The organism is Methylobacterium indicum (assembly GCF_017347565.1).
Classification (GTDB): domain Bacteria; phylum Pseudomonadota; class Alphaproteobacteria; order Rhizobiales; family Beijerinckiaceae; genus Methylobacterium; species Methylobacterium indicum.
In genome coordinates, this window is sequence record NZ_AP024145.1 from 5,739,315 (window position 1) to 5,766,121 (window position 26,807).

The 26,807-nt window shown below is 69.7% G+C and carries 35 protein-coding genes; 25 read left to right on the forward strand and 10 right to left on the reverse strand.

Annotated elements, in window-relative coordinates:
* Positions 1–67 precede the first annotated feature (67 nt).
* Positions 68–1,045, forward strand: coding sequence for a LysR family transcriptional regulator (locus miv_RS26615; RefSeq protein ID WP_244748716.1), 978 nt, complete (start codon positions 68–70; stop codon positions 1,043–1,045).
* Positions 1,046–1,139: 94 nt separating this feature from the next.
* Here the strand turns inward: miv_RS26615 and miv_RS26620 are convergent, their stop codons facing one another.
* A complete protein-coding gene (locus tag miv_RS26620) occupies positions 1,140–2,615 on the reverse strand; it encodes an aminotransferase-like domain-containing protein (protein ID WP_207179853.1) in 1,476 nt (491 codons plus the stop codon).
* 234 nt (positions 2,616–2,849) lie between these two features.
* Between miv_RS26620 and tauA the strand changes: the two genes are divergently transcribed.
* From tauA to miv_RS26655, 7 genes are all read left to right on the forward strand, one after another.
* Positions 2,850–3,926, forward strand: coding sequence for a taurine ABC transporter substrate-binding protein (tauA, locus tag miv_RS26625; RefSeq protein WP_207179855.1), 1,077 nt, complete (start codon positions 2,850–2,852; stop codon positions 3,924–3,926).
* A 34-nt stretch (positions 3,927–3,960) separates the two neighbouring features.
* Complete coding sequence (locus miv_RS26630; RefSeq protein WP_207179863.1) at positions 3,961–4,809, forward strand: taurine ABC transporter ATP-binding protein; 849 nt, start codon at positions 3,961–3,963, stop codon at positions 4,807–4,809.
* Between the two features lie 107 nt (positions 4,810–4,916).
* Entirely contained in the window at positions 4,917–5,693 is a 777-nt protein-coding gene (locus miv_RS26635) for an ABC transporter permease subunit (protein ID WP_244496571.1), read from the forward strand.
* 36 nt (positions 5,694–5,729) lie between these two features.
* Positions 5,730–6,296, forward strand: a complete 567-nt coding sequence (locus tag miv_RS26640) for a TSUP family transporter (RefSeq protein WP_207179865.1) — start codon at positions 5,730–5,732, stop codon at positions 6,294–6,296.
* Positions 6,297–6,440: 144 nt separating this feature from the next.
* Positions 6,441–6,611, forward strand: a complete 171-nt coding sequence (locus miv_RS26645; RefSeq protein WP_207179867.1) for a hypothetical protein — start codon at positions 6,441–6,443, stop codon at positions 6,609–6,611.
* Positions 6,612–6,688: 77 nt separating this feature from the next.
* Positions 6,689–7,450 (forward strand): SDR family NAD(P)-dependent oxidoreductase, encoded by a 762-nt coding sequence (locus tag miv_RS26650; RefSeq protein ID WP_207179869.1) that lies wholly within the window; start codon positions 6,689–6,691, stop codon positions 7,448–7,450.
* Positions 7,451–7,503: 53 nt separating this feature from the next.
* Complete coding sequence (locus tag miv_RS26655) at positions 7,504–8,886, forward strand: aminotransferase family protein (RefSeq protein ID WP_048425605.1); 1,383 nt, start codon at positions 7,504–7,506, stop codon at positions 8,884–8,886.
* 66 nt (positions 8,887–8,952) lie between these two features.
* Here miv_RS26655 and miv_RS26660 read toward each other — a convergent pair whose 3' ends face one another.
* The gene (locus miv_RS26660; RefSeq protein ID WP_158004002.1) at positions 8,953–9,114 is read right to left on the reverse strand and encodes a hypothetical protein; all 162 of its coding nucleotides are present in this window, start codon (positions 9,112–9,114) and stop codon (positions 8,953–8,955) included.
* A gap of 80 nt (positions 9,115–9,194) precedes the next feature.
* Positions 9,195–10,217 carry a substrate-binding domain-containing protein gene (locus miv_RS26665; protein ID WP_207179871.1) on the reverse strand — a complete coding sequence of 341 codons (1,023 nt, stop codon included), beginning with the start codon at positions 10,215–10,217 and terminating at the stop codon, positions 9,195–9,197.
* Between the two features lie 505 nt (positions 10,218–10,722).
* Here miv_RS26665 and miv_RS26670 point away from each other — a divergent pair.
* The 8 genes from miv_RS26670 (at position 10,723) to miv_RS33485 (ending at position 17,144) form a co-directional block, all read left to right on the forward strand.
* The gene (locus tag miv_RS26670) at positions 10,723–11,445 is read left to right on the forward strand and encodes a hypothetical protein (RefSeq protein WP_207179873.1); all 723 of its coding nucleotides are present in this window, start codon (positions 10,723–10,725) and stop codon (positions 11,443–11,445) included.
* Positions 11,446–11,700: 255 nt separating this feature from the next.
* A complete protein-coding gene (locus miv_RS26675) occupies positions 11,701–12,834 on the forward strand; it encodes an S-(hydroxymethyl)glutathione dehydrogenase/class III alcohol dehydrogenase (RefSeq protein WP_048425607.1) in 1,134 nt (377 codons plus the stop codon).
* A gap of 162 nt (positions 12,835–12,996) precedes the next feature.
* Positions 12,997–13,830, forward strand: coding sequence for an S-formylglutathione hydrolase (gene fghA, locus miv_RS26680; protein ID WP_048425608.1), 834 nt, complete (start codon positions 12,997–12,999; stop codon positions 13,828–13,830).
* A 285-nt stretch (positions 13,831–14,115) separates the two neighbouring features.
* Positions 14,116–14,979: an intradiol ring-cleavage dioxygenase gene (locus miv_RS26685; RefSeq protein ID WP_207179876.1), complete on the forward strand. Its 864-nt coding sequence runs from the start codon at positions 14,116–14,118 to the stop codon at positions 14,977–14,979.
* A gap of 81 nt (positions 14,980–15,060) precedes the next feature.
* Positions 15,061–15,480 carry a group III truncated hemoglobin gene (locus miv_RS26690; protein WP_207179878.1) on the forward strand — a complete coding sequence of 140 codons (420 nt, stop codon included), beginning with the start codon at positions 15,061–15,063 and terminating at the stop codon, positions 15,478–15,480.
* Positions 15,481–15,834: 354 nt separating this feature from the next.
* Positions 15,835–16,068 carry a hypothetical protein gene (locus tag miv_RS26695; protein WP_207179880.1) on the forward strand — a complete coding sequence of 78 codons (234 nt, stop codon included), beginning with the start codon at positions 15,835–15,837 and terminating at the stop codon, positions 16,066–16,068.
* A gap of 42 nt (positions 16,069–16,110) precedes the next feature.
* Positions 16,111–16,797, forward strand: a complete 687-nt coding sequence (locus miv_RS26700) for a site-specific integrase (RefSeq protein ID WP_244748717.1) — start codon at positions 16,111–16,113, stop codon at positions 16,795–16,797.
* The gene (locus miv_RS33485) at positions 16,794–17,144 is read left to right on the forward strand and encodes a site-specific integrase (protein WP_244748718.1); all 351 of its coding nucleotides are present in this window, start codon (positions 16,794–16,796) and stop codon (positions 17,142–17,144) included. Before miv_RS26700 ends, miv_RS33485 begins: the two co-directional genes overlap by 4 nt.
* 57 nt (positions 17,145–17,201) lie before the next feature.
* On the opposite strand, the gene miv_RS26705 is transcribed toward miv_RS33485, so the two are convergent.
* The 5 genes from miv_RS26705 to miv_RS26725 all read right to left on the reverse strand — a co-directional run bounded on the left by miv_RS26705 (position 17,202) and on the right by miv_RS26725 (position 18,981).
* Positions 17,202–17,429, reverse strand: coding sequence for a vWA domain-containing protein (locus miv_RS26705; protein ID WP_139039329.1), 228 nt, complete (start codon positions 17,427–17,429; stop codon positions 17,202–17,204).
* A gap of 181 nt (positions 17,430–17,610) precedes the next feature.
* Positions 17,611–17,970, reverse strand: a complete 360-nt coding sequence (locus miv_RS26710) for a hypothetical protein (RefSeq protein ID WP_207179883.1) — start codon at positions 17,968–17,970, stop codon at positions 17,611–17,613.
* A gap of 53 nt (positions 17,971–18,023) precedes the next feature.
* A complete protein-coding gene (locus miv_RS26715) occupies positions 18,024–18,428 on the reverse strand; it encodes a hypothetical protein (RefSeq protein ID WP_207179885.1) in 405 nt (134 codons plus the stop codon).
* 32 nt (positions 18,429–18,460) lie between these two features.
* Complete coding sequence (locus miv_RS26720; RefSeq protein WP_207179887.1) at positions 18,461–18,739, reverse strand: hypothetical protein; 279 nt, start codon at positions 18,737–18,739, stop codon at positions 18,461–18,463.
* A complete protein-coding gene (locus tag miv_RS26725) occupies positions 18,739–18,981 on the reverse strand; it encodes a hypothetical protein (protein WP_207179890.1) in 243 nt (80 codons plus the stop codon). Before miv_RS26725 ends, miv_RS26720 begins: the two co-directional genes overlap by 1 nt.
* A gap of 177 nt (positions 18,982–19,158) precedes the next feature.
* Here miv_RS26725 and miv_RS26730 point away from each other — a divergent pair, with 177 nt between their 5' ends.
* Together miv_RS26730 and miv_RS26735 are read left to right on the forward strand one after the other, a co-directional pair.
* Positions 19,159–19,425, forward strand: coding sequence for a hypothetical protein (locus miv_RS26730; RefSeq protein WP_244748719.1), 267 nt, complete (start codon positions 19,159–19,161; stop codon positions 19,423–19,425).
* Between the two features lie 768 nt (positions 19,426–20,193).
* A complete protein-coding gene (locus tag miv_RS26735; RefSeq protein WP_207179892.1) occupies positions 20,194–21,024 on the forward strand; it encodes a hypothetical protein in 831 nt (276 codons plus the stop codon).
* A gap of 191 nt (positions 21,025–21,215) precedes the next feature.
* On the opposite strand, the gene miv_RS26740 is transcribed toward miv_RS26735, so the two are convergent.
* A complete protein-coding gene (locus tag miv_RS26740; RefSeq protein ID WP_207179894.1) occupies positions 21,216–21,893 on the reverse strand; it encodes an XRE family transcriptional regulator in 678 nt (225 codons plus the stop codon).
* 75 nt (positions 21,894–21,968) lie between these two features.
* Here miv_RS26740 and miv_RS26745 point away from each other — a divergent pair, with 75 nt between their 5' ends.
* Both miv_RS26745 and miv_RS26750 read left to right on the forward strand, forming a co-directional pair.
* Positions 21,969–22,226 (forward strand): transcriptional regulator, encoded by a 258-nt coding sequence (locus tag miv_RS26745; protein ID WP_207179896.1) that lies wholly within the window; start codon positions 21,969–21,971, stop codon positions 22,224–22,226.
* Positions 22,223–22,378 (forward strand): hypothetical protein, encoded by a 156-nt coding sequence (locus miv_RS26750; RefSeq protein ID WP_207179898.1) that lies wholly within the window; start codon positions 22,223–22,225, stop codon positions 22,376–22,378. Before miv_RS26745 ends, miv_RS26750 begins: the two co-directional genes overlap by 4 nt.
* A 145-nt stretch (positions 22,379–22,523) precedes the next feature.
* Here miv_RS26750 and miv_RS26755 read toward each other — a convergent pair whose 3' ends face one another.
* Entirely contained in the window at positions 22,524–22,928 is a 405-nt protein-coding gene (locus miv_RS26755) for a hypothetical protein (RefSeq protein ID WP_207179900.1), read from the reverse strand.
* Positions 22,929–23,122: 194 nt separating this feature from the next.
* Here miv_RS26755 and miv_RS26760 point away from each other — a divergent pair, with 194 nt between their 5' ends.
* From miv_RS26760 to miv_RS26780, 5 genes are all read left to right on the forward strand, one after another.
* Positions 23,123–23,542 carry a hypothetical protein gene (locus tag miv_RS26760; RefSeq protein WP_207179902.1) on the forward strand — a complete coding sequence of 140 codons (420 nt, stop codon included), beginning with the start codon at positions 23,123–23,125 and terminating at the stop codon, positions 23,540–23,542.
* Positions 23,539–24,129: a RuvC family protein gene (locus miv_RS26765; RefSeq protein WP_207179904.1), complete on the forward strand. Its 591-nt coding sequence runs from the start codon at positions 23,539–23,541 to the stop codon at positions 24,127–24,129. Before miv_RS26760 ends, miv_RS26765 begins: the two co-directional genes overlap by 4 nt.
* Positions 24,130–24,268: 139 nt before the next feature.
* Positions 24,269–25,000 (forward strand): ATP-binding protein, encoded by a 732-nt coding sequence (locus miv_RS26770; RefSeq protein WP_207179906.1) that lies wholly within the window; start codon positions 24,269–24,271, stop codon positions 24,998–25,000.
* Positions 25,001–25,035: 35 nt separating this feature from the next.
* The gene (locus miv_RS26775; protein ID WP_207179907.1) at positions 25,036–25,566 is read left to right on the forward strand and encodes a DUF669 domain-containing protein; all 531 of its coding nucleotides are present in this window, start codon (positions 25,036–25,038) and stop codon (positions 25,564–25,566) included.
* Positions 25,567–25,853: 287 nt separating this feature from the next.
* Entirely contained in the window at positions 25,854–26,636 is a 783-nt protein-coding gene (locus miv_RS26780) for a PD-(D/E)XK nuclease family protein (protein ID WP_207179908.1), read from the forward strand.
* Positions 26,637–26,807 lie beyond the last annotated feature (171 nt).

Below are 26,807 nucleotides of genomic sequence, written 5' to 3' on the forward strand. Positions count from 1 at the left end.
AGGGCTCCCACGCAGCGGTGCGCTCCCGCCTATCCGGCCCGGCGCCGCTCGGCTACAAGCCCGGGCCGTGAACTGGGACGCATTCGACTTCAAGCTGCTCATCGTGTTCGACGCGATCATGCGCGAACGCCACGTGACCCGTGCGGGCGAACGGCTGGGCTTGAGCCAGTCGGCCGTGAGCCACGCGTTGCAGCGGCTGCGCCGGGCCTTCGACGACGAGTTGTTCGTGCGCGGCCCCGAGGGCATGGCGCCGACGCCCCGCGCCCTCGACCTGGCCGAGCCGGTGCGGCGGGCGCTCGCCGAGATCGAGGGGGCGCTCCACCAGGACCATTTCGATCCGGCCTCGTCCACCGCGAGCTTCCGCCTGGTGCTCAACAACACTGCCGCGGTGGTGCTCGCCGCGCCGATCGCCGAGTGGATCGGGAGCCGGGCGCCGTCCCTGCGCCTGCACATGAGCCCGAGCGGCACCGTGCGCCTCGACGATCTCCTCGATCGCGGCGACGTCGATCTCGCGGTCGTCGGGAGCGGCCGGATCGAGGGCGAGCGCTTCGGCACCACGACGCTGTTCCGCGATGGATTCGCGGTCGTCGGCCGGTGCGGACACCCGGCGCTCGCGGGGCCGCTCACCTACGAGCGCCTCGCCGGCCTGCCTCACCTCGTGGTCTCCTCCACCGGCGACGATGTCGGCTTCCTCGACGCGATCCTGAGCCGCCGGGGCCTGCCGCCGCGCCGTGTCGCGATGGCCGCCCCGTTCCTGTCGGCGGCGGCCATCCTGGCGCGCTCCGAGATGGTGGCGGTACTGGGCGGGCGGATCGCCCGGACTCTCGCGACGACGCATCCGGTGACCTGCGCGGACCTGCCTGCGGATCCCGACCTGCCGGTCACCCGCTCGGTCCTGGTCTGGGCCCGGCGCGTCGAGCGCCATCCCGGCCATGCCTGGCTGCGGCGGCAGATCGCGGCGTGCGCCCGCGGGCTCACGGCCGCCCCTCGCGACGCCGGATCGAACCCCCTGAACCGGGATCACGTCACCGCCGAGGAATCCTGATCCGCGGCCGCCGACGAACGGTCCGGCGGGTTCTGACGATGGGCGGCCGTGCCCGTGCAGCCCCCGCTGCGGAAGCCCGGGAGGGGAGGGCGCCTCACCGGGAACGAGCGGCGAGGACCGCCGCGAGCCGCCGCAGGCCCGGCTCGATCTGCTGCAGCGGGATCGCCGTGAAGCCGAGCCGGAAGAAGCGGCGCCCCTGCTCCGGATCCATGAAGAAGATGTCGCCCGGCTCGATCAGGACGCCCTCGCGCTGAAGCGCCCGGCCGAGTGCCCGAGCGTCGAGCCCCGCCGGTCCCTCGGCCCAGAAGCTCTTCGCGCCGAAGCCCCGGCGAAAGGTGCAGCCCGGCATCAGCTGCGGCGCCAGTGCGGCGATGAGGTCGGCGCGCTGGCGCAGGACGGCGGCCGTGCGTGCGAGGTGGGCGCGGTAATGCCCGAGCGCGACGAAGGCGGCGAGGCTGCGCTGGTTGTTGGTGGGCGGATGACGCAGCATGAGGCGGCGCAGCGCCCGCAACTCGTCGACGACCGGGGACGGGGCGACGACGTAACCGACGCGCAGCCCCGGCGCGAGGACCTTCGAGAACGAGCCGACATGGATCACCCGCCCGTCGGCGTCGAGGCTCTTGAGGCTCGGCAGGCCGACCTCCTCCTCGGTCGAGAGATCGGCCTCGTAATCGTCCTCGACCAGGACGACGTCGCCCTCCGCCGCGGCGGCGAGAAGCTCGCGGCGGCGCGACAGCGGCGTCACGGCGGTCGTCGGGCATTGGTGGCCGATCGTCACGAAGGCGACGTCGCAGGCACGAAACGCCGCGTCCGGCACGATGCCCCGTCCGTCGCGGGCGAGGGGCCGGATCCGGTCGCTCGCGAGGCCGACCATGTTGCGCGTGTCGGTGTAGCCCGGATCCTCCAGGCCGACGACCGTGCGGCGGGCGACGAGGAGCTGGACCAGGAGCGACAGGGCGTGCTGCGAGCCGATCGTCACCATGATCTCGCCCGGGGCGGCGAGGATGCCGCGGCGCGGCAGCACCCTCATGCGGAGCTGCTCGATCAGGTCGCGGTCGTCGTCGTCGACCTGGTCCAGGCTCCAGCCGTTGATCTCCTTGACGCTGGAGGCCGCCTTGACGCTCTCGCGCCAGGCCGCGACGGGAAACAGGCTCGCGTCGAACTGCCCGAACAGGAACGGGTAGGGGTAGCGCGTCCAGTCCCGCGGCTTGGTGATCTGGGGCAGGCGCGAGGGGCGGATGGCGAAGCGGCCCGGCCAGGCCCCGGCCGCCGACGGCTCCGGATCCGCGCTCCGTGCGGCATCGGCCCCGGGGGAGGCGACGAAGCAGCCGCTGCGGTCGCGCGAGACGAGGACGCCGGCATCGATCAGGGCGTCGTAGGCCGCCACGACGGTGTTGCGCGCCAGGCCGAGCTCGGCCGCGAGGCCGCGGCTCGACGGCAGCCGGGCGCCGGGCGCCAGCAGCCCCGCCGCGATGGCCTCGGAAACCATCCGGCCGATCTGGGCGCGCAAAGCCGGCTCGTCGCCGGACCGGCCCCCGAACAGCATCCGCCAGGCAATGTCGGTCGGCATGGCGCACAGTATCGCCAAGCCGCGCGGGACGGGAAAGCGTCGGGACCGGCGCTGCTGCCGAATTGAGAGGCGCCGATCCCGGAAAATGGCAGCAGGTGCCCGCGCAAGCGGCGAGGGGGACGGGACTGGTCCAGACCGGGACCAAACGATGCCGGACTGGATCTTACGGCCCCGGGCCCGCCTGTCCTTCAATGCGGGCGTTCGCAAGGGTCGAGGCTTCCACGAGGACCGCGCATGACCATCGAGAAGACCCGCAGGGCGGTCAACCGCAAGACGATCACCCGCAGGGCGATCTGGCTGTCCGCCCTCGTCGGCGCGGCCGGCGCGGTGTTCGCCCCCCTGGCCCCAGCCGTCGCCGCCGAGAAGACCGTCACCGTCGCCTACCAGGACATGATGACCCCGATCCGGGTCCTGATGGAGAGCGGCGAACTGGAAAAGAAGACCGGCACCAAGGTGAAGTGGGTCAAGTTCGGCGGCGGGGGCGACGTGATCCGGGCGATGGCCTCGGGCAATGTCGATATCGGCGAGGCGGGCTCCTCGCCGGTCGCGGCGGCGGCCTCGCAGGGCCTGCCGATCACGCTGTTCTGGATCCTCGACGACATCGGCGACGCCGAGCAGCTCGTCGCCCGCAAGGGCACGGGAATCGCGTCGATCAAGGACCTGAAGGGCAAGACGGTCGCGGTGCCGTTCGTCTCCACCGCTCATTACCAGCTGACCTTCGCCCTGCAGGAGGCGGGTCTGGGCGCGAAGGACGTCCGGGTGCTCAACATGCGCCCGCCGGAGATCGCCGCCGCCTGGGAGCGCGGCGACATCGACGCCGCCTTCGTCTGGGCGCCGGCCCTGACGGGCATCAAGAAGACCGGCACGGTGCTGGCCTCGGCCGGCGACTTCGCCGGAAAGGGGAGGGCGACCTTCGACGGGATCGTGGCGACGAACGCCTTCATGGCCGCCCATCCCGAGTTCCTCAAGGCCTTCGTCCGGCTGCTCGCCGCAGCGGATGCGGATTACGCCCGGTCCGGCGAATCCTGGAAGGCGGGCACGCCGCAGGTGGCCGCCATCGCCAAGTGGACCGGCGCCGCCCCGGACGACGTGCCGGCGGGGCTCGGGGCCTATCGGTTCCCGACGCTCACCGAGCAGGTCTCGCCGCGCTGGCTCGGCGGCGGGGCGGCCGACGCGCTCAAGGCCACGGCGGAGTTCCTGAAGGCGCAAGGGCGCGTGCCCGAGCTCGCGCCCGATTACGGCGCCTTCGTCACCGCCGAGTTCGCCAAGGACGCGGCCAAGGACACTGCCAAGGCAGCCGCCAAGCCCTGATCGGGCGAACGCCCCCGACAGCCAGGAGACCGCCATGCTGGAGATCCGCAAGCTCAGCGTCCAGTACGGGGAGGGCGAGAGCGCCACGATCGCCCTGTCCTGGGTCGATCTCACGATCGAGCCGGGGGAGTTCGTGGTCGCGCTGGGCGCCTCGGGCTGCGGGAAGACGACCCTGCTCAACTGCATCGCCGGGTTCCAGCCGGCGACGGAGGGGCAGATCCTCCTCGACGGCCGGCCGGTCACCGGGCCGGGGGCGGACCGCGGCGTCGTCTTCCAGCGCCACGCCCTGATGCCCTGGCTCAGCGTGCTGGACAACGTCGCCTTCGGGCTCAGGATGCAGGGCATGCCCAAGCTCGAGCGCGAGGCGCGGGCCCGCGCCATGCTCGACCTCGTCGGCCTCGCCGACTTCGCGGGCAAGCGGATCTACGAGCTCTCCGGCGGCATGCAGCAGCGCGTCGGCATCGCCCGGGCGCTCACCGCCGACCCGCGCATGCTGCTGATGGACGAGCCGCTCGGCGCGCTCGACGCCTTCACCCGCGAGCAGGTGCAGGAGCTGATCCTGTCGATCTGGGCCCGCACGCAGAAGATGGCGTTCTTCATCACCCACGAGGTCGAGGAGGCGATCTTCCTCGCGACCAAGCTGGTGATCATGACCCCGCGCCCGGGCCGCATCGCCGAGATCATCCCGCTCGATTTCTGCCGCCGCTTCCTCGCGGGCGCGGAGGCGCGGGCGGTGAAGTCCAGCCCCGACTTCATCGCCATGCGCGAGCGGGTGCTGCGCTTCATCCACGACCATGGCGGGGCCGGGAGCGACCCTGGCAAGATGGATCCCGGCAGAACCGACCCCGGCAGAACCGACCCCGGACATGGAGCCGCCGCATGAGACCCGCCGCGACCCACACCCTTCCCGCCGCTCCGGGCCAGCCCGTGACCGACTCGTCCGATTCGGCGATGCGCGCCCTGTCCTCGCTCGGCCGCCGCCGGGCCGCGATGCGCGGCCGCGCCCCCAAGACCCTGCTGATCAGCCTCGCGACGATCGCCGTCGCGCTCGCCGCCTGGGGCGTCGCCACGCAGACCGGACTCGTCAAGCCGCTGTTCCTGCCCCGGCCCGAGAGCGTGCTGAAGGCCTTCGCCGACGCGGTGGAGGGCCGCATCGACGGAGCGCCGCTCCTCGAGCACGTCGTCATGAGCCTCGGGCGCGTCGCCGGCGCCTTCCTGCTCGCCGCCCTGGTGGGAATCCCGGTCGGCCTCGCCACGGGCCTGAGCCCGACCTTGCGCGCCGTGCTCGATCCCTTCATCGAGTTCTACCGGCCGCTGCCGCCGCTTGCCTACCTGCCGCTCGTCATCATCTGGTTCGGCATCGGCGAGACCTCCAAGATCCTGCTGATCTTCCTCGCCTGCTTCGCCCCCGTGGCGCTCGCGGCGCGCGCCGGCGTCGCGGCGGCGAGCGCCGACCAGATCAACGCCGCCCGGGCGCTCGGCGCGAGCCGCCTCCAGGTGGTGCGCCACGTCGTCCTGCCGGCGGCCCTGCCCGACATCCTGGTGGGCCTGCGCATCGGCATGGGCGTCGGCTGGACCACGCTGGTCGCGGCCGAGATGGTGGCGGCCTCGACCGGCATCGGCCAGATGGTGCTCAACGCCTCGAACTTCCTGCGCACCGACATCGTGATCATGGGCATCCTGGTGATCGGCGCGCTCGCCGGCGCCTTCGAACTCGGCATGCGCCGGCTGGAGCGCCGCCTCACGCCCTGGAAGGGCAAGGCGTGAGCCTCTCCCCGGTCAAGGCGTGAGCCCGTCCCCACCATGGCCCTTCCCGCGCTGTCCGTCCTCGCCTTCATCGGCGTGACCTTCCTGGCTGCCGCGTTCCGGGGCGTCACCGGCTTCGGCTACAGCCTCATCGCGGCCCTCGGCCTCGGGCTTCTCCCCTCGGCGCAGGTCGGCATCCCGTTCCTCCTCGGGGCCGATCTCGTCCTCACGGCGCTCCTCCTCTTCAGCAGACTTGCGTTGGCAGGCCAACGCTTCGCCTGCTTAGGTTCTTGCTGTGTCGCAGATTTTTGCCGCCGAACCGGTGTCCACTTCGGCGAAATCTGCTTGGACCGACGCGGCGTCTCGGTCGATTGGCGGGTCCTGCGCCCGCTCCTCGCCGCCGGCCTGCTCGGCGCGGCCTGCGGCGGCCCCCTGGCGGTCGGCCTCGACGAGACCACGGCGCGGCTCGTCGTGACCGTGGCGGTGCTGGGAGCGGCCGGTGTCGCCCTGGTGCGCCGGCCGCCGGCCTGGCTCGCCGACCGGCGCATAGGCATCGCCGTCGCGGCCCTGGTCGGGGGACTGATCAGCGCCTTCGCGGTCGGCGGCCCACTGATCTCGGCCTAGCTCCTGGCGAGCGGCGCCGAGCGCCACCGCCTCAAGGGGACCCTCGCGGTCTTCTTCGGCGCGGCGGACATCCTCGGCCTTGCCGGCCGCGGCCTCCTCGGGGCGATCGAGCCCGGACTCTGGGACCTCGTCCTCCTCTACGGGGTGCCGACGCTGCTGGGCTTTGCCACCGGCACGCTCCTCTCGGCCCGCCTCTCGCCGGAGGCGTGGCGCCGCCTCGCCTCCGGGGGCCTCGCCGGCATCGCGGCGACGGGCCTCGTCCAGGCGCTCGTCCAGGCTCTCGGCAAAGCCTTCGTCGCCCACGGGCACGGATAGGCCGCCCGGCCGCCGCGCCGTTCCTGTAGCATCGGGGGACGCCGTCCCCCGCACGATGCCCTTCTCCGGAGACCCGCATGTCCAAGATCGCCCTCGTCACCGGAGCCACCGCGGGCTTCGGCGACGCCATCGCCCGCCGGCTCGCCCGCGACGGCTGGCGCCTCGTGGTGACCGGGCGCCGCCGCGACCGGCTCGACGCCCTGGTGGCGGCGCTCGGCGGCAGCGAGCGCGCCCATCCGCTCGCCTTCGACATCCGCGACGAGGCGGCGACCCGGGAGGCGCTCGCGTCGCTGCCGCCGGCCTTCGCGGAGGTCTCGCTCCTCGTCAACAATGCGGGGCTGGCGCTCGGCACCGGGCCGGCGCAGGAGAGCGACCTCGCCCAGTGGCGGACGATGATCGACACCAACGTCGTCGGCCTCGTCACGATCACCCGGCTGCTGCTCGACCGGCTGATCGCCCATCGCGGCCTCGTCGTGAACCTGGCCTCGATCGCCTCCCACTGGCCTTATCCGGGCGGCAACGTCTATGGCGGGACGAAGGCCTTCGTCCGGCAGTTCTCGCTGGGGCTGCGCTGCGACCTCTCGGCCAAGGGCGTCAGGGTCACCTCGATCGAGCCCGGCCTGTCCGAGAGCGAGTTCACGCTGGTGCGCACCGGCGGCGACCGGGCGGCCTCCGACGCCCTCTACAAGGGCGCGCACCCGCTCCGGCCCGAGGACATCGCCGAGACCGTCGGCTGGGTCGCCTCGCTGCCGCCCCACGTCAACGTCAACAGCCTGGAGATCATGCCGGTGACCCAGTCCTGGGCCCCCTTCGCGATCCAGCGCGACCCGGCGGCCTGACGGGTCGTCCGCTCATCCCCCGCCATCAGGAAACGCCGCCAGGAAACTCGGCCATGAACGACCTCTCCCGCACCAACGACCTGCGTCACGTCATCGAGGCCGACCGGGCCCATGTCTGGCACCACCTCTCGCAGCACAAGCCCTACGAGACCGTCGACCCGCGGGTGATGGTCGAGGGGAGGGGGATGCGGGTCTGGGACGCCACCGGGCGCGAATATCTCGACGCGGTCTCGGGCGGGGTCTGGACCGTCAATGTCGGCTACGGGCGCACCAGCATCGCCGACGCGGTGCGCGACCAATTGGTCAAGCTCAACTACTTCGCGGGCTCGGCCGGCTCGATTCCCGCGGCGCTGTTCTCCGAGCGGCTGATCGCCAAGATGCCGGGCATGGCCCGGGTCTACTATGCGAATTCGGGATCGGAGGCGAACGAGAAGGTCTTCAAGATGGTGCGCCAGATCGCGCACCGGCACCATGGCGGGCGGAAATCCAAGATCCTCTACCGCGAGCGCGACTACCACGGCACCACGATCGGCGCGCTCGCCGCCGCCGGCCAGGACCAGCGCCGCGACCAGTACGGCCCGTTCCCGGACGGCTTCGTGCCGGTGCCCCACTGCCTCGAATACCGCAGCCAGTGGGGGAGGGTGGAGAATTACGGCGAGATGGCCGCCGACGCGATCGAGGCGGTGATCCTGCGCGAGGGGCCCGACAGCATCGGGGCGATCTGCCTCGAACCCGTCACCGCCGGGGGCGGCGTGATCACGCCGCCCAGGGGCTACTGGGAGAAGGTGCAGGACATCTGCCGCCGGCACGAGATCCTGATCCACATCGACGAGGTGGTCTGCGGCATGGGCCGCACAGGTGCGTGGTTCGGCTACCAGAACTACGGCGTGCAGCCCGATTTCGTCACCATGGCCAAGGGGGTGGCGTCGGGCTACGCGGCGATCGCCTGCACGGTGACGACCGAGGCGGTGTTCGCGCTGTTCAAGGACGACGCCGCCGACCCGATGTCGTATTTTCGCGATATCTCGACCTTCGGCGGCTGCACCGCCGGCCCGGCGGCCGCGCTCGAGAACATGCGGATCATCGAGGACGAGGGCCTGATCGACAACACGGTCGCGATGGGCGAGCGGCTGATGGCGGGCCTGCACGGCCTCGCCGAGCGCCACGCGGCGATCGGCGACGTGCGCGGCAAGGGCCTGTTTTGCGGCGCCGAGCTCGTCGCCGACCGCGCCACCCGCGAGCCGATGGACGAGAAGCGGGTCCAGGCGGTGGTGGCCGACTGCATGGCGCACGGCGTCATCATCGGCGCCACCAACCGCTCGCTCGCCGGGCTCAACAACACGCTGTGCCTGAGCCCGGCGCTGATCGCGACCCCGGACGACATCGACCGGATCGTCGAGGCGATCGACGGCGCCCTGACCCGGGTCTGTTCCTGACGGCAGGCCCCACCCGGTCCGCCGCGCGCGGACCGGGTGGGATCCGGCTTCCCGGCGCTGCCCGCCCTATCGGCGTTGCCCACCCTGGCCGGTCGTCGCCGCGACGGCGACCGGTTCGGCAGCCGGCGCGCCGGCATGGTGGGCGCGCTCCTGCGCGTCGCGGACGAGGGAGCGGTAGAGGCCGAGGACGAACTTCGAGTGGGGCAGGGTCGGGACGAGCGCGAGCACCGCCCCGACCCGGCGGAGGGGGGATCCGGCCGGCCACCGGTTGGTTCAGCGCCCGGGCACGACCCGCTCGTGCGCGGCCTCTACCCGCCGGTGCCCGGCAGCCGATACCCCGCCGGCTCTCCCACCCGCGCCGCCAGCATCGCCTGCACGCGGTCGAGCCCGTCGCCCGGCAGCGACGCGCCGGTGGCGAGGCAGTAGACCTCCCAGCCGACCGAGACGAACCCGAGGCCGAAGCGCTCCGCCGCCGCGCGGGCGCCCAGGCCCGCATCGGCCGCGCCCGAGGCGATCACCGCCGCCACGGCCTGGTGGGTGAATTCCTCGAGGCCGTAGCCGACGATCTCGCCGGGTGCGATCCCGGCCTCGGCGAGGAGCCGGTCGAACCAGGCCCGGGTGCCGGATCCCTTCTGCCGGTTGACGAAGCGGGCCTTCCTGGCCCGCAGGTCCATCGGGGTGACGAGCCCGAGCGGATTGCCGGCGGCGACGAGGAGTCCCTGCTCGCGCTCGAACAGCGGACGGACCCGGAAGGCCGGGTCGGCGACGAGATCGGCGAAGGGCGGCCCGGCGGCGGCCGGGCCGATCGCGCCGCAATGGAAGCCGGCGGCGTCGGCACGCCCGTCCATGAGCCGGACCACGGCGTCACGGCTGCCCATCACGGCGATGTCGGCCCCACCCCATGCCGACAGCACCTCCATCAGCAGGGGGTCGTGGCTCGCCGCCAGGGTGAGGCGGCCCGGCACGGCGAGCAGGGTGGACAGGCGGGATTGCAGCGCCCGCGCCTCCCGGGCGAGCGGCAGGGCGAGGCCTTCGGCCGCGATCGACAGGGCCTCGTGCAGGGCCGCGCCGGTCTCCGTCAGCGTCGTGCCGTGGCCGCGGGTCTTGCGCACGAGCTGATGGCCGATCCCCGCCTCGAGCGTCCGGACGCGCTCCCAGGCAGCGCGATAGGACAGGCCGATCTCGGTCGCCGCGCCCTGCACCGAGCGGGTCCGGGCGATGGCCTGCAACAGCGCGACGGTGTCGGCGACGGCGATGCGCGCCCGCCCGATCCGCAGCGAGCCGCCGAGCCCGAGCTCGACCAGGGGTGTCTCATCGGCAGGTGTCGTCATACCGCGCGCCGCCCCGTCCTCTCGTCGTCCCTCGCAGGATCGCGCCTTGCAGGATCACGCCTCGCAGGATCGAGGGCGCCACCGCTCTCGCCTCGGCGGCGATCCAGGCCCGCCTCGCGCCGTCGACGTCGCTGGCCGATGCGTCGGCGCGCCGTACCGATGCGCCTCCTCGTTCCGCAGACCGTGTCGCACGCCGAGGATGCCGGTCTAGCATGGAAAAACCGGGTTCGCCGGGCCTCCGGTCCGGACGATGCGCAGGCGAGCGGAGCGCCACCAGGACCGGATGGTCTTGGGGGCACGGATGTTCCGCCGTCGACCGCTCCGGTGGCCGGGATGCGACCTCCCGCTCCCAGCCCCGGGGCATCATCGGACGTCATCATCATATTGAGGCCCGGAAAATGGCATTGTACCGCCGATGCACCAAGCCCGCCGCAGCCTGTATCGCCGCCCGGGCGAGCGCCCAATCCGGGCGAGAGACCCGCACGGGACGTTCGAGGACCGCACCATGCATCCGGAACTCCTCACCCCGGCTCAAGCCCGCCTCCGGCCCGACCGGCCGAGGGTTGCCCCGTCCGAGGGGGCGGCGCGGGGGCAGCAGGGCCGGATGGCGTGCCTGCCGGCGGACTGGATCCACGACGGAGGCCTGCGCGCCTTCCGGGGCGATGCCGGATATCTCGGCCGCTCGATCGCGGCGCTCAAGCTCTACGTGACCCTCGTCGTCAGCCAGGAGGCGGCGTCGGACGCCGGCGATCCGGCACCGATCCCGATGTCCTACGAACGGATCGCCGCCCTGTCGGGCCTGTCGGACCCGCTGATCTGCGCGGGCAAGAAGGTGCTCCTCGACCAGGGCCTCGTCACCACCGCCGGAGAACGGCCGGGGGGGACGATCGCCTACCGGCTGACCGGCCTTCGCCCGTCGAGCGCTGCGGCCCGCCTCCTCCATGCGTCGCAGGGCGACGCCCGGATCGCCGCCCTGCACGGCCTCACCTGCCGGAAGGCCCCGAACCTCGCCGCGTTGAAGACCTATCTGCTGCTCTGCGCCACCGGGAGCGACCCGGAGGGCGTCGTCTCGCTCGACATCGATGCCGCGTCGAGCCTCACCCATACCAGCCACGTCAAGATCGCGGCGGCCCTCGCCACCCTGCAGGATCTCGCCCTCGCCGAACTCCTCGCGAGCCCGTCGCGGTCGGTCGACCATCGTCGGATTCGGCTCCTGCCGCTGCGCTGATCGCCCGCGTCGGAGCCGATCCGGCACCGCCTCGTCCCCGCTGCGTCCCGGTCCCGACCCGGCGCCAGGATATGACGACGGGGGCGGACATCCGGCGGACAGTGGACTAAAGTCTGCCGTGCCGCGCCGTTGCGACCTTTACCAATTCGCAGCAGAGATCGGGCCAATCAGCGGGCAGCCCGGGTGCGCTCCCCCTTCTCAGCGCCGATGCGCGGCGCCTCGCCCCCCACGCGAAACGATCCAGCTGGAGACCACATGAAGACGCGCGCCGCGGTTGCCTGGGAAGCCAAGAAGCCCCTCACCATCGAGACCATCGACCTCGAAGGTCCCAAGGCCGGCGAGGTCCTGGTCGAGGTGATGGCCACCGGCATCTGCCACACCGACGCCTACACCCTGTCGGGCCTCGATTCCGAGGGCAAGTTCCCGGCGATCCTCGGCCACGAGGGCGCGGGCATCGTGCGCGAGGTCGGCGCCGGCGTGACGACGCTGAAGCCGGGCGACCACGTCATCCCGCTCTACACGCCGGAGTGCCGCAATTGTAAGTCGTGCCTGTCGCAGCGCACGAACCTCTGCACGGCGATCCGGAGCACGCAGGGCCAGGGCGTCATGCCGGACGGCACCAGCCGCTTCCGTTGCGACTCCACCGGCGGCAGCCCGGGGTCGAACGCCGTGTACCACTACATGGGCTGCTCGACCTTCTCGAACTTCACCGTGCTGCCGGAGATCGCGCTCGCCAAGGTGCGCGAGGACGCGCCCTTCGACAAGATCTGCTACATCGGCTGCGGCGTGACCACGGGCCTCGGCGCCGTCATCTATACCGCCAAGGTGTGGCCGGGCGCCAACGTGGTGGTGTTCGGTCTCGGCGGCATCGGCCTCAACGTGATCCAGGGTGCCCGCATGGTCGGCGCCGACAAGATCATCGGCGTCGACATCAACCCCGACAAGCGCGCCATGGCCGAGAAGTTCGGCATGACGCACTTCATCAACCCGAACGAGGTCGGCACCGACAAGGTCGTGCAGGCGATCCTCGACGTCACCGGCGGCGGCGCGGACTTCTCGTTCGACTGCACCGGCAACGTCAACGTGATGCGCCAGGCGCTGGAATGCTGCCATCGCGGCTGGGGCGAGTCGATCGTCATCGGCGTGGCCGAGGCCGGTCGCGAGATCTCGACCCGTCCGTTCCAGCTCGTCACCGGGCGGGTCTGGAAGGGCTCGGCCTTCGGCGGTGCCCGCGGCCGCACCGACGTGCCGAAGATCGTCGACTGGTACATGGAGGGGAAGATCAACATCGACGATCTGATCACCCACACCATGCCGCTCGAAGACATCAACCACGGCTTCGACCTGATGCACGAGGGCAAGTCGATCCGCTCGGTCGTGGTGTTCTAAGGAAGTGCCTCCCGGCCGGCTTCGCCGCCGGCCGGGCCGGAGCAGCCTCTCGCTCGTCGCGCGACCGGGAGGCCGCTCTCTTCGTTCATGCCGCATCGCCCCGCGACGGACCGGTCTCGCGCACCGTTCGCGGCGCATCGTCTGTCAAGAGGGAACGGCTTCATGGAAAAGGTCTCGCAGGCTCTCTCGCATGGCGGCATCCAGGGCGTGTACCGGCACGAGGCCGAGACCACGCGCTGCCCGATGACCTTCGCGGTCTACCTGCCGCCGCAGGCGAAGGACGGGACGGTGCCGGTCCTCTGGTACCTGTCGGGGCTCACCTGCACCCATGCCAACGTGATGGACAAGGGCGAGTACCGGCGGGCGGCCGCGCGCCACGGCATCGCCATCGTGGCCCCGGATACCAGCCCGCGCGGGCCGGACGTGCCGGACGAGCCCGACAACTGGCAGTTCGGCTGCGGCGCGGGCTTCTACGTCGACGCCACGCAGGCGCCCTACGACCGCAACTACCGCATGTGGTCCTACGTCACCGAGGAGCTGCCGGCCCTCGTCGCCCGCGAGTTTCCGGTCGACATGGGGCGCCAGGGCATCTTCGGCCATTCGATGGGCGGCCACGGCGCGCTCACCATCGCGCTCAACCATCCCGAGCGCTTCCGCTCCTGCAGCGCCTTCGCGCCGATCGTCCAGCCCTCGACCGCCGGCTGGTCGAAGCCGGCGCTGACCAAGTATCTCGGCGCGGACGAGGCCGCCTGGCGGCGCCACGACGCGACCGCCTTGATCGAGGACGGCCGCCGCTTCCCGGAATTCCTGGTCGACCAGGGCACGGCCGACTCGTTCCTCGACGAGGGCCTGCGCCCCTGGCTCCTGGAGGAGGCGTGCAAGAAGGCGGGGATCGGACTGACCCTCAACATGCGCGAGGGCTACGACCACTCCTACTTCTTCATCTCGACCTTCATGGACGACCACATCGCCTGGGCCGCCGAGCGCCTGCGCTGACACCGTGCGGGGAGGGGGCCGGGGACGTGACCTCCCCGTGCCCCGCGCCACCGTCCCGCTCACCGTGGGCCGGAGAGGCGGGGCCGGTCCGCCGCGCCACCGGCCCGGACGGTCGAGATGCTCTCCATCGCTGCGGCGCCGGCGAACGGCTCCCCACATCCGCACGTGTCGTATGATCATCTCCGCCGAGCCCTGTCGCGGCCGCCGGCCGACAGCGGGGTGAGGCGAGGATCGGGCGCGCGGGCCCGCGCGACGGTCGAGATCGGCACGAGGGGAGATTCGCCGATGCGCGACGTCAACGAGCACACCATCACCCAGGCGGTCGTCGATCGCCTGGCCGACACGCCGGATCCGCGCCTCAAGACGGTGGTGACGAGCTTGGTGCGCCACCTGCACGACTTCGTGCGCGACGTCGAGCCGACCTTCGCGGAGTGGCAGGCGGCCATCGCCTTCCTGACCCGGACCGGACAGACCTGCGACCAGCACCGGCAGGAATTCATCCTGCTCTCCGACATCCTCGGTGTCTCGATGCTGGTCGACGCCCTCAACCACCGCATGCCGGAGGGCGCGACCGAGACCACCGTGCTCGGGCCGTTCTACGTCGAGGCGGCCCCCGAGCGTCAGAACGGCGCCGATATCGCCGGGCCGCTCGAGGGCACGCCGCTCCTCGTCACCGGCTCGGTCGCCACCGTCGGCGGCCAGGTGCTTGCCGGGGCCACCGTCGATGTCTGGCATGCCGACGACGACGGCGCCTACGACGTGCAGCAGCTCGACGCGCTCGGCGGTCTCGCCGGGCGGGCGCGGTTCCGCACCGATGCGCAGGGCCGCTTCCACTTCTGGACCGTCATGCCGGCCTGGTACCCGATCCCCGACGACGGCCCGGTCGGCGACCTCCTCACGGCCACCGGCCGCCACCCGAACCGTCCGGCCCACCTGCACGTCATGATCGCGGCGGCAGGCTGCGAGACACTGATCACCCACATCTTCGCCGCCGATAGCCCGTGGCTCGAATCCGACGCCGTGTTCGGGGTGAAGACCTCGCTCATCGCCGACTTCGCCAAACGTCCGGCCGGCACCGCACCGGACGGGCGGGCGATGGACCGATCCTACCGCCATCTCGCCTACGATTTCGGCCTGAAGCCCGCCTGAGCCGGTCCGATAGGTCCCGGCCGCTCCTCCCCGGCGGCGAACCGCCTTGCGGCGGCTGCGTCGGGTGGGCATCTGACCGGCATGACCCGGACCACCCTCCACGACGACAGCCTCGCCCCCTTCCTGGCGGCGTTCTACGCCCGCGTGCGTACCGACCCGCTCATCGGCCCGATCTTCGCCGCGGCGATCCCGGAGGCCGACTGGCCGCGGCACATGGAGACCATCGCGGCGTTCTGGTCGTCGGTCCTCTTTCGGACGGGGCGCTACAAGGGCAACCCCTTCGGCCGCCACCAGGCGCTCGGCGTGCTGCGGCCGGAGCACTTCGCCCGTTGGCTCGACCTGTTCCGGGACACGGCGGTCGCGCACTTCCCCCCGGACGAGGCCGCCCTGCTGCAGGAACGGGCCGAGCGGATCGGCGCCAGCCTCGAGGCCGGCCTGTTCTTCCGGCCCGAGGCGACGGACGCGGCAGCCGCCGCTGGAGCCGGGAGACCTGCCGGGTGAGCATCCTGCACGCCGCCAGGAGGGCGGCGTGCAGGAGGTGGAGGACCACGGGCGTGTCGGGCACGAGTGCAACGGGCCTGAGCGGCGATCCCCCGCGGACCGGCCGCGGCGACGAGACGCCGGCAGGATGCGCACCGACGTGTCCGACGGGCGACGCGCGTGCCCGGCCGGCTCGCGCTCAACGATGGCGATAGCGTCGCGAGACACGATCCGGGCGCCGGTCAGCCACCCCTTCCGCCAATGCAGTTTGCAATTTCCACAGTATAATAAAGCACTTAGCGCATTTTCTTGACGAATGCTCCTGCGGCAGGGCACCATTTCGTCCAACGCAACGTCCAACATCACTGCCCGCCGATGCCGGAGTTCCTCACGCGACGCCAGGGCTTCTGGCACTTCGTCCGGCGCGTGCCAGAGACGTTCGCAGCCCTCGACCGACGCGGGATCGTCAAGCGCACGACCCACATCCGGATCGCGGACGACCCGCGTGGTCTGCGCGCTGCGCGCGCTGCGGCGCTGATGAACGGCGAGCTCGAGGCCTACTGGCAAGGCCTCGCCGGCGGCCAGAGCGCGGAGGCGAAGGCGCGCTAAGAGGCCGCGCGCAAGCGCGCCCGGCAGCTCGGCTTCAGCTACATGCCGGCCGCTGAGGTGGCGGCGCAGCCGCTCGCCGAGATCCTGGCCCGGATCGAGGCCCTGTCCGCGCGCAACGCGGCCGACGACCCGGCGACCCGTGCGGCGGTGCTCGGCAAGGAGCCGGTGCCGGCTGTGATGCTGTCGCAACTGTTTGAGCAGTACGAGACCCTGACTAAGTCCTCGCGCCAGGACCTCTCGCCCGACCAGCTTCGCAAGTGGGGCAACCCGAAGAAGCGGGCGCTCGCCAATCTGCTGAAGGTTATCGGCGACAAGCCCGTCACGGAGCTCCCCCGCAACGACGCCCTCGACTTCCGGGCCTGGTGGCAGGAGCGCGTGCTCGCCGAGGGAATCGAGATCGGCACGGCCAACAAGGACGTCAGCCACATCAACCGCATGCTCCGGCAGATCGAGCGCAGCCACCGGCTCGGCATGGGGCCGGTCTTCGCCGAGTTGCGGCTGGAGGGCGAAACACAGGGCCAGCGCGTGGCCTTCACGGCCGAGTGGGTGCAGACTCGCATCCTGGCGGACGGCGCCCTCGACGCCCTCAACCCCGAGGCCCGGCGCATCCTCTACATCATGGCCGAGACGGGGATGCGGCTGTCGGAGATCTGCAACCTGACGGCCGAGACGATCCGGCTGGACCATGCGGTGCCGCATGTCGGGTGCGGGCGGACGGCTGGCGGATGAAGACGGAGCAGTCGGCCTGGGAACTGCCGCTGGTCGGCGTCGCGCTGATGGCGGCGCAGGCGCAGCCGGAGGGCTTCCCGCGCTACCGGGACAAGGCGGCGTCGCTCTCGGCGATCACCAACAAGGTGATGCGCACGGCGGGCCTGCTGCCCTTGCCCGGGCAGTCGGCCTACTCGTTCCGGCACTGCTTCGAGGACCGGCTGACGGCCGTGGAGGCGCCCGAGAAGCTGATCGCGGCAATGATGGGCCACAAGTACCAGAGGCCGCGCTACGGCTCGGGGCCGAGCTTGTCGCAAAAGCGCGAGTGGCTTCAGCGGATCGCGTTCAAGCCGCCCGGGCGGGTGTAGAAATGGATGCACGGCGGACGCACGGCCAATCTGCACGATGAGCGGCATCGCTCGGGTTCAAGCCCGAATCCAGCCAGTACCGTAATCCTTCAACACGCGCTCGGCCCTCTGCCGTGGCGTCCCGATCCGGCGCGCCTCGATCAGCTCGGCCTCCAGTCGCTCCAGGATCGGCAGATAGACCTCGGTCCCGTCCTGGACCACGATGGACGCGAGCCGCACCAGCGCCTGCTCGATGCGCTCGGGCGTGACCGGCTCGGGCGAGGGGAGGCGCGTGGCAGGTCTCATTGCCGATCCCGGCGCGGCAGCGCGGCGCGCAGGCTCGACGGCTCGAGTGGCACCACCGCCGATGGTCGCCGAGACGCCTGAGCGGCGCTTCCGGAGGCCGCGCGGGAAGGCTGGACGCAAGGCAGCGCGGTCCGCCAAGCGACACCTGCCCGGAGGACGGCGTTCGGACGGCGGGGCGCGGTCACGGCACCGCTCCGGCTCGGTCGCGAAGATCCGCGAGTGCATCGTCGGCGATCTGGAGAGCCGCGAGGGCGGCGTCACACTCCTCGGCGATGGGAGCGAGGAGCGTCCGGACGCCGTCGAGCGCGGAGGCGAGGAATTCGACGGCCTCGGCTGTTGCCCGCGGCGCGGCGACGTTGGCGCGGCCGAGGAGAAGGGCGGCCACCGCATGCGCGGTCGGGTCCGGCCACGTGCCCTCGGTGTTCACCGTGAAGACCTCGTGGCCGTCCGCGTCGCGGACCACGCCAGCCTCGTCCGGGGCCTCGCTCAGGGCGAGGGGCAGGCGGATGCCGTGCCGGGCGAAGGGACCGGCCCTGCTCACGGCATCGTTTTCCGCGAGCGGGTCGGCAGCGATAGCGCCCCTTGGCACAGACATCAGCACGCCGCCCGCGCCTGCTGCACCACGCCGCCGACGATCAGCCGGCCCTCGGCGGAGAAGGCGTGGGTGATCCCCGCGACGCTCGGCAGCGTGATGGTCTCGATGCGCCGCGAGGCGGGCCGGACGGTGGCCGGCGGCTCGCCGAGCAACTGACCGATCAGGGCGGCATCGCCCGCGACGTAGAGGCGCGAGGCGGTCTCGCCCGGGAGCCGCCGGCGCGTGATCGTGACGCCCGTATCGGCGAGCGCATGGCGGAGCGCCCGCACCGTCTTCTCGAGCGCCTTCGGCGAGCGCTCCAGGGCGGCGGCGAGGCTGGCGTAGCCGTGCGGCTCGCCGGAGCGCGCGAGAGCGCGCAGGACGCGGCACAGGGCAGGGGTGAGGGCCGGGACGGCAGCGCTCATCGTGCGTCCCTCCGGGCGAGCGCCTCCACGGTCTACCGGGCGATGTCGGCGCGCTCGCCGCCGTTCCGCGCGGCTTCGGCCGCAGCGGAAGCCTCGGTGCGGATGTGCTCGCGGGCCGCGTCGACCGCCTCGTGGCCGGCCGGACCGCGCGCAGCCCGCGCCTCGGCCAGGCGGCGGTCGCGCTCGGCGGCCCGCCGCTTGTGCCGGTCCGAGAACCATTCCAGCGACGGCCGCCGCGAGGACCGGCCGGTGGCCTTGGCGGCCTCGTACTGGGCGTAGGCGCCCGCGCTCGCGGGATCGATGCCGGCCATCACGCGGCTCCGCGTATCAGCACGCCGGCCAGCGTCCCGATGAGGAGACCTATGGCGGTGGCGAGGATCAGCACGACGGCGTGGGCGATGGCCTCGCGGAGCGTGAGGCGGCCGGCCATTAAGGCCGGGGAGGGCGCCGCGGATGCGTCCTCGTCGGTGGGCGGCGGAAACTCGGCGAGGCGGGCCCGCAGGGCCGGCAGGTAGCTCGGGCCGTCCAGGTGGAGGTCGGGGGAGTTCGGCATGGGGTTATCCGTAAGAGGATGGCGACAACCTAAAACCCAAGTTGTTGGTTGTCAATTATCGACCTTACGCGCACAATGTCGGTTGTTGCCCCACAGGTTCGTCTCGGCTTGCCCGCTTGACGTTACGTGAACAAAAAGGGAACATTTCCACCACGGGTTCAGCATGGGGAGCAACCGGTGGTGACGGTGCATGGCGGACGCCACACCTATTATGTGGTGCAGTCGTTCTCTCTAGCCGATGGGGGCTACGTCATGGACGAGCCGATCGAGGCGCGGTCCGAGGAGGCCGCCCTCGCGGTCGCCCGCCGGCTAGCTCCAACCAAGGCCGCGACCCTCGCGTTCTCGCGCACCGGCGACCCCGAGACCGGCGAGTTCGACGACATGGTGCTGATCTTCAGCAATGGGGAATTGCCGGAGTACGTGGCCATGACCGTCTGCGCCTGAGCCCGAAACTCGACGAGCTTGGCAATGTGAACGACCGCCTCTTTCCTGTGCCGAACCGTAGAAGGTCCGGCACGCGGCCGCCTGACTGACGAAGGCCAACGAAGGGAAAGGCGTGGGCAGCCTGACGTCGGTTTGTAACCGCAACGTACAGTCTGAATGAGCAATTTCCGAGATAAGGCTCATTTACAGATGTAAAAACACATTACATATAATATCAATTATGTATATATGGATTAAATCGACACGTATAATTTATTTAATTAAAAGTTTTTCAACTCTTTCGATTTTATAATTGAAGCTTAGGCTTCAGGATTAATTAAAAAATACACAATTCGAGGCGTAAGATGGAATTATATATTCCCATGTTGCATATATATCGCACATGCCCACAGCAGTTCAGTCTTAAGGCATTTCAGTGATGACGCCTAAATAAACCCAAGGTACGATAATTTCGCAGCGCCAATATAAATCAAGAGATGAACTATGCGTTATTTGATCGCACCTTTCGTAGCTGCTGCATTTTTTTCAATAAATTCTGAGTCATACGCTCAACAGGTATGGTGTCCAGATGATCTTGAGCCTGCAGGTGTGAATTGCGTCAGATATACTCATTATCCTGATGTTTCGAGATCTCGCAAAGGGCCAGTTCGAGTGTCAAAAAATTTCTGCCAGGTTGGCCCAGCCTTCAAGGAGGGCAGCGGATACGTCTGCCCATTTTCAAATCCTGCTTTCAACCCGATCAATTTGTCTGATAAGTGAGTATATCCGATGATATATCAGAAAATCAAATACATGCTATACCCCTTGTTGGCACTCAACTCAGCCTGTGGAACATACCTTCCTGAGATTAGAGAGCCATGGGATGTTAATCGGTCGCAGGAAATTTCGGCAAACGGTATTCTTGAAGCCAATGTCAAAGAGAAAATTTACTGCGCGATTTATTTGGCTGTAAAGTCTCAAAGAGTATTTCCAGAGGGATGGGCAGTACAATCGACCCTTGATCTACAAGTTGATCATATAGGAAGTGTAAATCCGGGATTATCATACATAGTTCCTTTCAATGCCGCCGAAAATTTCACGCTTGGCTTGGGCGCAACGTTATCCTCACAAGCCACAAGAGAGGATAAGATTGGAAGCTATTGGGATTTGGATCGTTTAAGAAAATATAAAACAGATGAATGCGACAACGTAGGAGAGATAAAAGGCAGCTCTCCGCTTATTACAAGTGATTTAGGTTTAACGCAATGGCTCACTGACGCTCTCGCGTCTGTAAAATATTTTCCTTCCTCGCCAATATCACAAGGCAATGTATTCAATCAAGATAGTCTTACATACCATGCAAAGTTCATAATAATAACAACTGGTAGTTTGAATCCTACTTGGAAACTTATAAGATTCAATAGCGGCAATGGGGCAGCTTTGGCTAGTGTTAATCGCACGAGGACACATGATATATTGCTGACATTTGGCCCAAAATTTAAACCAAATTCTCCGAATATCGCTTTAAGTCAGCATTTTTCGACGGAGTATGCCATTTCTATTGGAAATTCAGGTCGTCAAAGCGCGCTTCCAGCGAGCCTTCCTCTCTTCGGCCAATGACACTATTCCTAATTTTATAATCTATTGTACTTAACATCAATTATAGGAAATAACAATCGCGCTTCAATCTTCTGGATAAACTACTTTATCCCAATTCAAGAGCACGAAACACAAATCTTAGATAGTTGAAATCGCTATCAGGTTGGGACAATTTTTTCGGAAGTCTGCGCTGTTTCAGCCCCAGCATCTGGCTATTTCCTGAAGTCCTTCGACACAATGCGATGGCAGGTCGGCCATGCATCGCGGGACAACTCGAAAGTCCGCGCCGGGTTGAATTGCTGGACCCGCCACGCCTCCGCGCTGGAGCCGACGAGACGCTTGACCATCGCCCGCGGCTCGTCCTCGGCGCCCGAGTAGAACACGCAGGGCGTCGCGGACAGGCCGGGGAGGCGAGGGTTGACCATCAGGGTGTCGCCGGGCTCGAACTCCGGCGACATCGATTCGCCGACAAGGTAGATCGCGTAGCCATCCTTGACGCCCTGCAGGGCGGGCGGGCGCTTCACCGTCCCGATCGGCTCGCGCTCGATGAGGAGCGAACCTTCCCCGCCCTCCGCCGAGGCGAAGAGCGGCACGTCGCCGACGAGCCCCGCCGCGGCCGCCCAGTAGGCGGGACCCCTCGCGAAATCCGGGACCGGCATCGGCGCCTGCCTCGGGGCCGGAGCCGGCCGGTCGTCCTGGGCGCCCTCCGGGAACAGCGCCGGGTCGAGGCCGAGCACCTCGATCAGCCGGGCGAGATGCGCGGTGCTCTCGACCTGCTTGAGCTCGATCTTGGCGATCGTCGCCTGGGAGGTGCCGACCTCCCTCGCCAGCCGCGCCTGACTGAGCTTCTTGGCGAGCCGCCCCTCGCGGATGATGTCCTGCCAGTCCATGGGGGGCATTCTAAAACCTCGGTTGTGGCGACGCTCGCATATTCCGGTTGTTGACAACCAACAACCAAGATGGTTATGTCCACGGTCATGACCGTGCGATCCCTCATTCAGGCCGCGATCACGCTGGCCGGCTCGGAAGCGAAGCTGGGCGACGCCTGTGGCGTCTCCCAGAGCGCGATCTGGAAAGCGAAGAAGGCCGGGCGGGTGTCCGGCGAGCTGGCCGTCCGGATCGACCGGGCGACCGACGGCGCCATCCCGAAGCACCGGCTGCGACCGGATCTGTGGGAGCCGCCAGCCAGCGGCCCGGCCGAAGCCCACGGAGTGGCCGCATGACGTCCCGGAGATCCACGGCGCCGGCGCGTCCCGTCACCCGGGCCGCAGCCGCGATCCTGCTCTGCCTGCTCGCCTGGGGCACGGGGACGGCCAGCTGCTGGTCGAAGCACGCCTCGCAGCCACCGCTCCACGCGAGACCGGAGGCCGGCTGAGGCCGGCGCTCCACCCGTGTTCCGGGTCTCGGCGATGCCGGTCCCGGATCGCGCCCGGCCGGACCCTTCCGCCCCCATCCGCCCAGCCGGGCGCACCCTCGTCGATACCGGAGGCAGCCATGAGGACGAGCCGTCGCAAGATCCGCTACCGCCTCCGCGCCGACGGCCGGTGCGAGGTCTGCCTCGCCGACGGGTGGGTGACGCTCGTGCGGGTCGCGCGATGAGCGACGGCAGCCTGTCCTCGCTCGCCGCCAGGCTCCACGCGGCAGCCTCCCATGCCGGCGTGGTCGCGCGCGGCACCGAGATCCTGGCGGCCCGGATGCAGGTCGGCCTGCCGACAGGTACGCCGTGCGCCGGCCTTGACGAGGCGGTGCAGCACCATGCCGAGCAGGCCCGGGTCCTGGCCGACGCCCACGCCTTCGTCCTCCGGTGCGCGGCCCAGCCCGCGCTCCTGCCGCTTCTCGCCGCGCTGGAACGTGGCGAGGCGGTGATCGCGGAAGCCGGCACCGGACGACGGCCTGCCAGGGCCGCCGCCGGCGCTCCTCTCCACGCGACCGTCCAGCCGCCAAAGCCCTGGTCGCGTCTCCTCGACTCCGCGCGTAAGGGACACCGCAAGTCCTCCGGCCCTGCTGCTCATGCCTCCGTGCTCTCCCCGGCGAGCACAGAGGAACACAGGAGCGGCCCAAGGTGTCGGGATTCTCACCCAAGCTCTCGGGACGATCTCCCGAGCGTCACGAGGGTAGCATGACTGCTCAGGCAGAGGCGCGCCAGCTCGTCGAGCTGATCGCCGGGCCGGTCCGGCTCGGCGAGAACGTGAAGGCCGCGCTCGCGCGGGTCGCACGGCTCACGGGCCTCGGCGATCGCCGCGTGCGTGGTATCTGGAACGGCGAGGCCCGTCGCATCGAGGCCGAGGAGATGGACCGGCTGCGCCGGGCGGCCCTCGATGCCAGCACCCTAGAGGATGTCGATCGTGCGTACCGTGCCCACCTTGCCCGGCTCCGGGCCTGCCGGGAGATCCTCGGACACGGGGCCGTCGGGCAGGAGACCTCCCGGCAAGAGGCCCTTCGCGTTCCGGCCGCGGACGCTGCTGGCCGGGTGGATCATGCGGAGCTCGGGCTGGCTGGCGCTCAAGATCGCCCCCTGGATCGGGGAGGGCGCCGATGACGCCGGAGGTCCGCCTCCTCGGGATTGATCCCGGCCTCACCGGGGCCCTCGCGCTCCTCAGCCTGATGCCCTCCGGCCCGTCGCTCGCCGTCGCGGACATGCCGGAGGTCCACAAGACCATCGACGCGGCGGCGCTCGCGGACCTGATCCGCCACTGGCCGCGTCCCGACTTCATCGTGCTCGAGCAGGTCGGCCCGCAGCCGCGCGACGGCGTGCGCCAGGCCTTCAGCTTCGGGCAGTCCTACGCCACGGCGCGTACCGTCGCGCTGATGCTGGAGATCCCGCTCCACCTCGTGCGCCCGCAGGCCTGGAAGGGCCACTTCCGCCTGCGCGGCGGCCCCGAGGGTAAGGAAGCGGGGCGCGCCCTCGCCCTCCGGCGCTTCCCGGCGAGCGCGAAGCTGTTCGCGCGCAAGAAGGACCACAACCGGGCGGAGGCGGCCCTGCTGGCGCTCTACGGCGCCGAGCGGCTCCTGCCCGCGGGCTCGCTTCCCGATCCGGACCGGGTCGGGGGCGTGGCGACGGCCGGGGGCGTGGCGGCCCCCGGCCAACCCCTCCCTTCACCGAGGGCGGCCGGAGTGTCGGGCTGACGCCCGGCCCGAGGCGCGATGCCTGGTCTCCGCTCCGGCCTCCCCGGATCCTCCAGGAGCAGGCGCAGACGAAAGGAACCCCATATCGATCTCGCTCAAGAGCCTGCGCAAGCGCACCAACGAGAGCGCCGCGCGCATCGTGATCTATGGCCCGGAGGGTATCGGGAAGACGACGCTGGCGGCGGAGTTCCCGGAGGCCGTGTTCATCCAGGTCGAGGACGGCACGCCGTCCGGCGTCACCATCGATTCGTTCGGCGTGCTCACTACGTTCGAGCAGGTGATGGAGGCGATCGGCTCGCTCTACCAGGAGGAGCATTCCTTCCGGACCGTGGTGGTCGACGGCCTGGACCGCCTTGAGCCGCTGGTCTGGACCCGGGTCTGCGAGTTGCACCAGTGGCGCTCGATCGAGGCGCCCGGCTACGGCAAGGGCTACAAGGAGGCCGACTACCTCTGGCGCGACTTCCTCGACGGCCTGAACGCGCTGCGCACGCAGCTCGGCATGACGGTCGTGCTGCTCGCCCACTCGGCGATCGACCGCTTCGACGATCCCCAGACCGCCAGCTACTCGCGCTACGACCTGCGCCTGCACCAGCGGGCCAGCGCCATCGTCAAGGACGAGGCCGACGCCATCCTGCTCGTGAAGCAGGACGCCTCGATCAAGAACGAGGACCAGGGCTTCGGCAAGAAGCGCGCCCAGGCCGACGGCGGCGGGCAGCGCTGGATCTACACCGAGGGCCGGCCCGCCTTCGTGGCGAAGAACCACTTCGGGATGCCCGAGAAGGTGATGTTCCAGCTAAGCAAAGGCTTCGCCGAGCTGTTGAAGTACCTGCCGGATGCGGCCCGCCAGTTGCCGGCCGCCGACGCGGCCTGATCCCCACCCGAGTCCGACAGAAGGAGACGAACAGGATGGCGAACCTCGGCGAGAGCATCGACGTCGACACCATCGAGATCGATAACAACTACGAGCCGCTGCCGGCCGGCGAGTACATGGCCCAGGTCGCCGACAGCGACGTGGTCGAGACCAAGGCCGGCACGGGCCTGATCCTGAAGCTCACCTTCGAGGTAATGGACGGGCCGAGCGCCGGCCGCAAGGTCTGGCTGAACCTCAACTACAAGAACCCGAACGCCACCGCGCAGCGCATCGCGCACGAGCAGATCAAGCAGATCTGCGACGCGGTCGGCTTCGCCGGGCACCTCACCGACAGCGAGGTGCTGCACTACAAGCCGCTGCGCGTGCGCCTGACCGTCAAGCAGGATCCCGAATACGGCCCGCGCAACGAGATGAAGAAGTTCTCGGCCATGGCAGGCGGCGCCCCGCCGCCCGGCAAGGCCCAGGGCGAAGCCTCGTCGCCGCGCCGGGCGCAGACCGGCGGCACGGCGGCCACGTCGCGCCCCGGCACCGCCGGCGGGCGGCCCTGGGGCAACCGCGCGGCCTGAGGAAGCCGGAGCGGCCGGCGCTCGGAAGGGACGCCAAGGAACACGAAGATCTGGAGCCGGCCGCTCCACCCCGCACCCCTCAAGGATACGGAGACGCACGATGCGATTCGCGCGCAGAGCGGAGCTATGCCCGCAGCCGTTCGGACTTCAACCCTGCCGCGCCTGCGGGTCGACCGCGGCGGTGATCGAACTGCGCCCGGGCGCGGTGCGCCTGCGGCGCCTGTGCTGCCACGGCGACCCGCTCGCGCTGCCCGAGGCCGGCAACGGCGCCGTGGGGGTCCGCCGCCATGGCTGAGCTCCCGCCGATCGAGGCGCCGACCGTGTCGGCCGTCTACGCCGCGCTCCAGCACAACCGCCGCGACGAGGATCGCGGCTATCTCGGCATGTCGCAGTTCGGCACCGAGTGCGACCGCGCGCTCTGGTACGGCTGGCGCAAGGTGCACGACCCGGAGCCGCTCGACGGCCGGCGCATCCGTCTGTTCGAGACCGGCCACCTTGAGGAGGGCCGCCTCATCGGCGACCTGCGGAGCGCCGGCATGGTGGTCGCCGACGCCGATCCCCGGACCGGGCGGCAGTTCGGCGTGTGGTCGATCGGCGGCCACCTGCGCGGGCACCTCGACGGCCAGATCGATGGCGTGCCGGACGCGCCGAAGACGATGCACGTCCTCGAATGCAAGACGCACAACGACAGGAGCTTCAAGGCGCTGCTGAAGGACGGCGTCGCGAAGTCGAAGCCGGGCCACGTCTCGCAGATGCAGTTCTACATGCATTTCACGGGACTGACGCGGGCGCTCTACGTCGCCGTGAACAAGAACGACGACCAGCTCTATGCGGAGCGGGTGCGCTACGACGCGACGGCCGCGCTGCAGCTGGTCGCCCGGGCGGAGCGCATCATCCGGGCAGACCAGCCCCCGGCAAAGCTGCATGACGACCCGTCGGCGAAGGCCGCCTTCGCCTGCGGTTGGTGCCCGGCCAGGACGGTCTGCCACGACGGCGCCTGGGCGCGTGTGAACTGCCGGACCTGCCTGCACGCGACGCCGGTGGTGGACGAGAGCGATGCCGGCCGCTAGCATTGCGCCCGCCACGACATCCACCTGACCCCGGACGAGCAGCGCCGCGGCTGCCACCAGCACCGCTACGTGCCCAGCCTCGTGCCCGGCGAGCAGGTCGACGTCGATGAGGCTCGCGAGACGATCACCTATCGCCTCGCCGACGGTAGTTCCTGCGCGAAGCATGGTCGT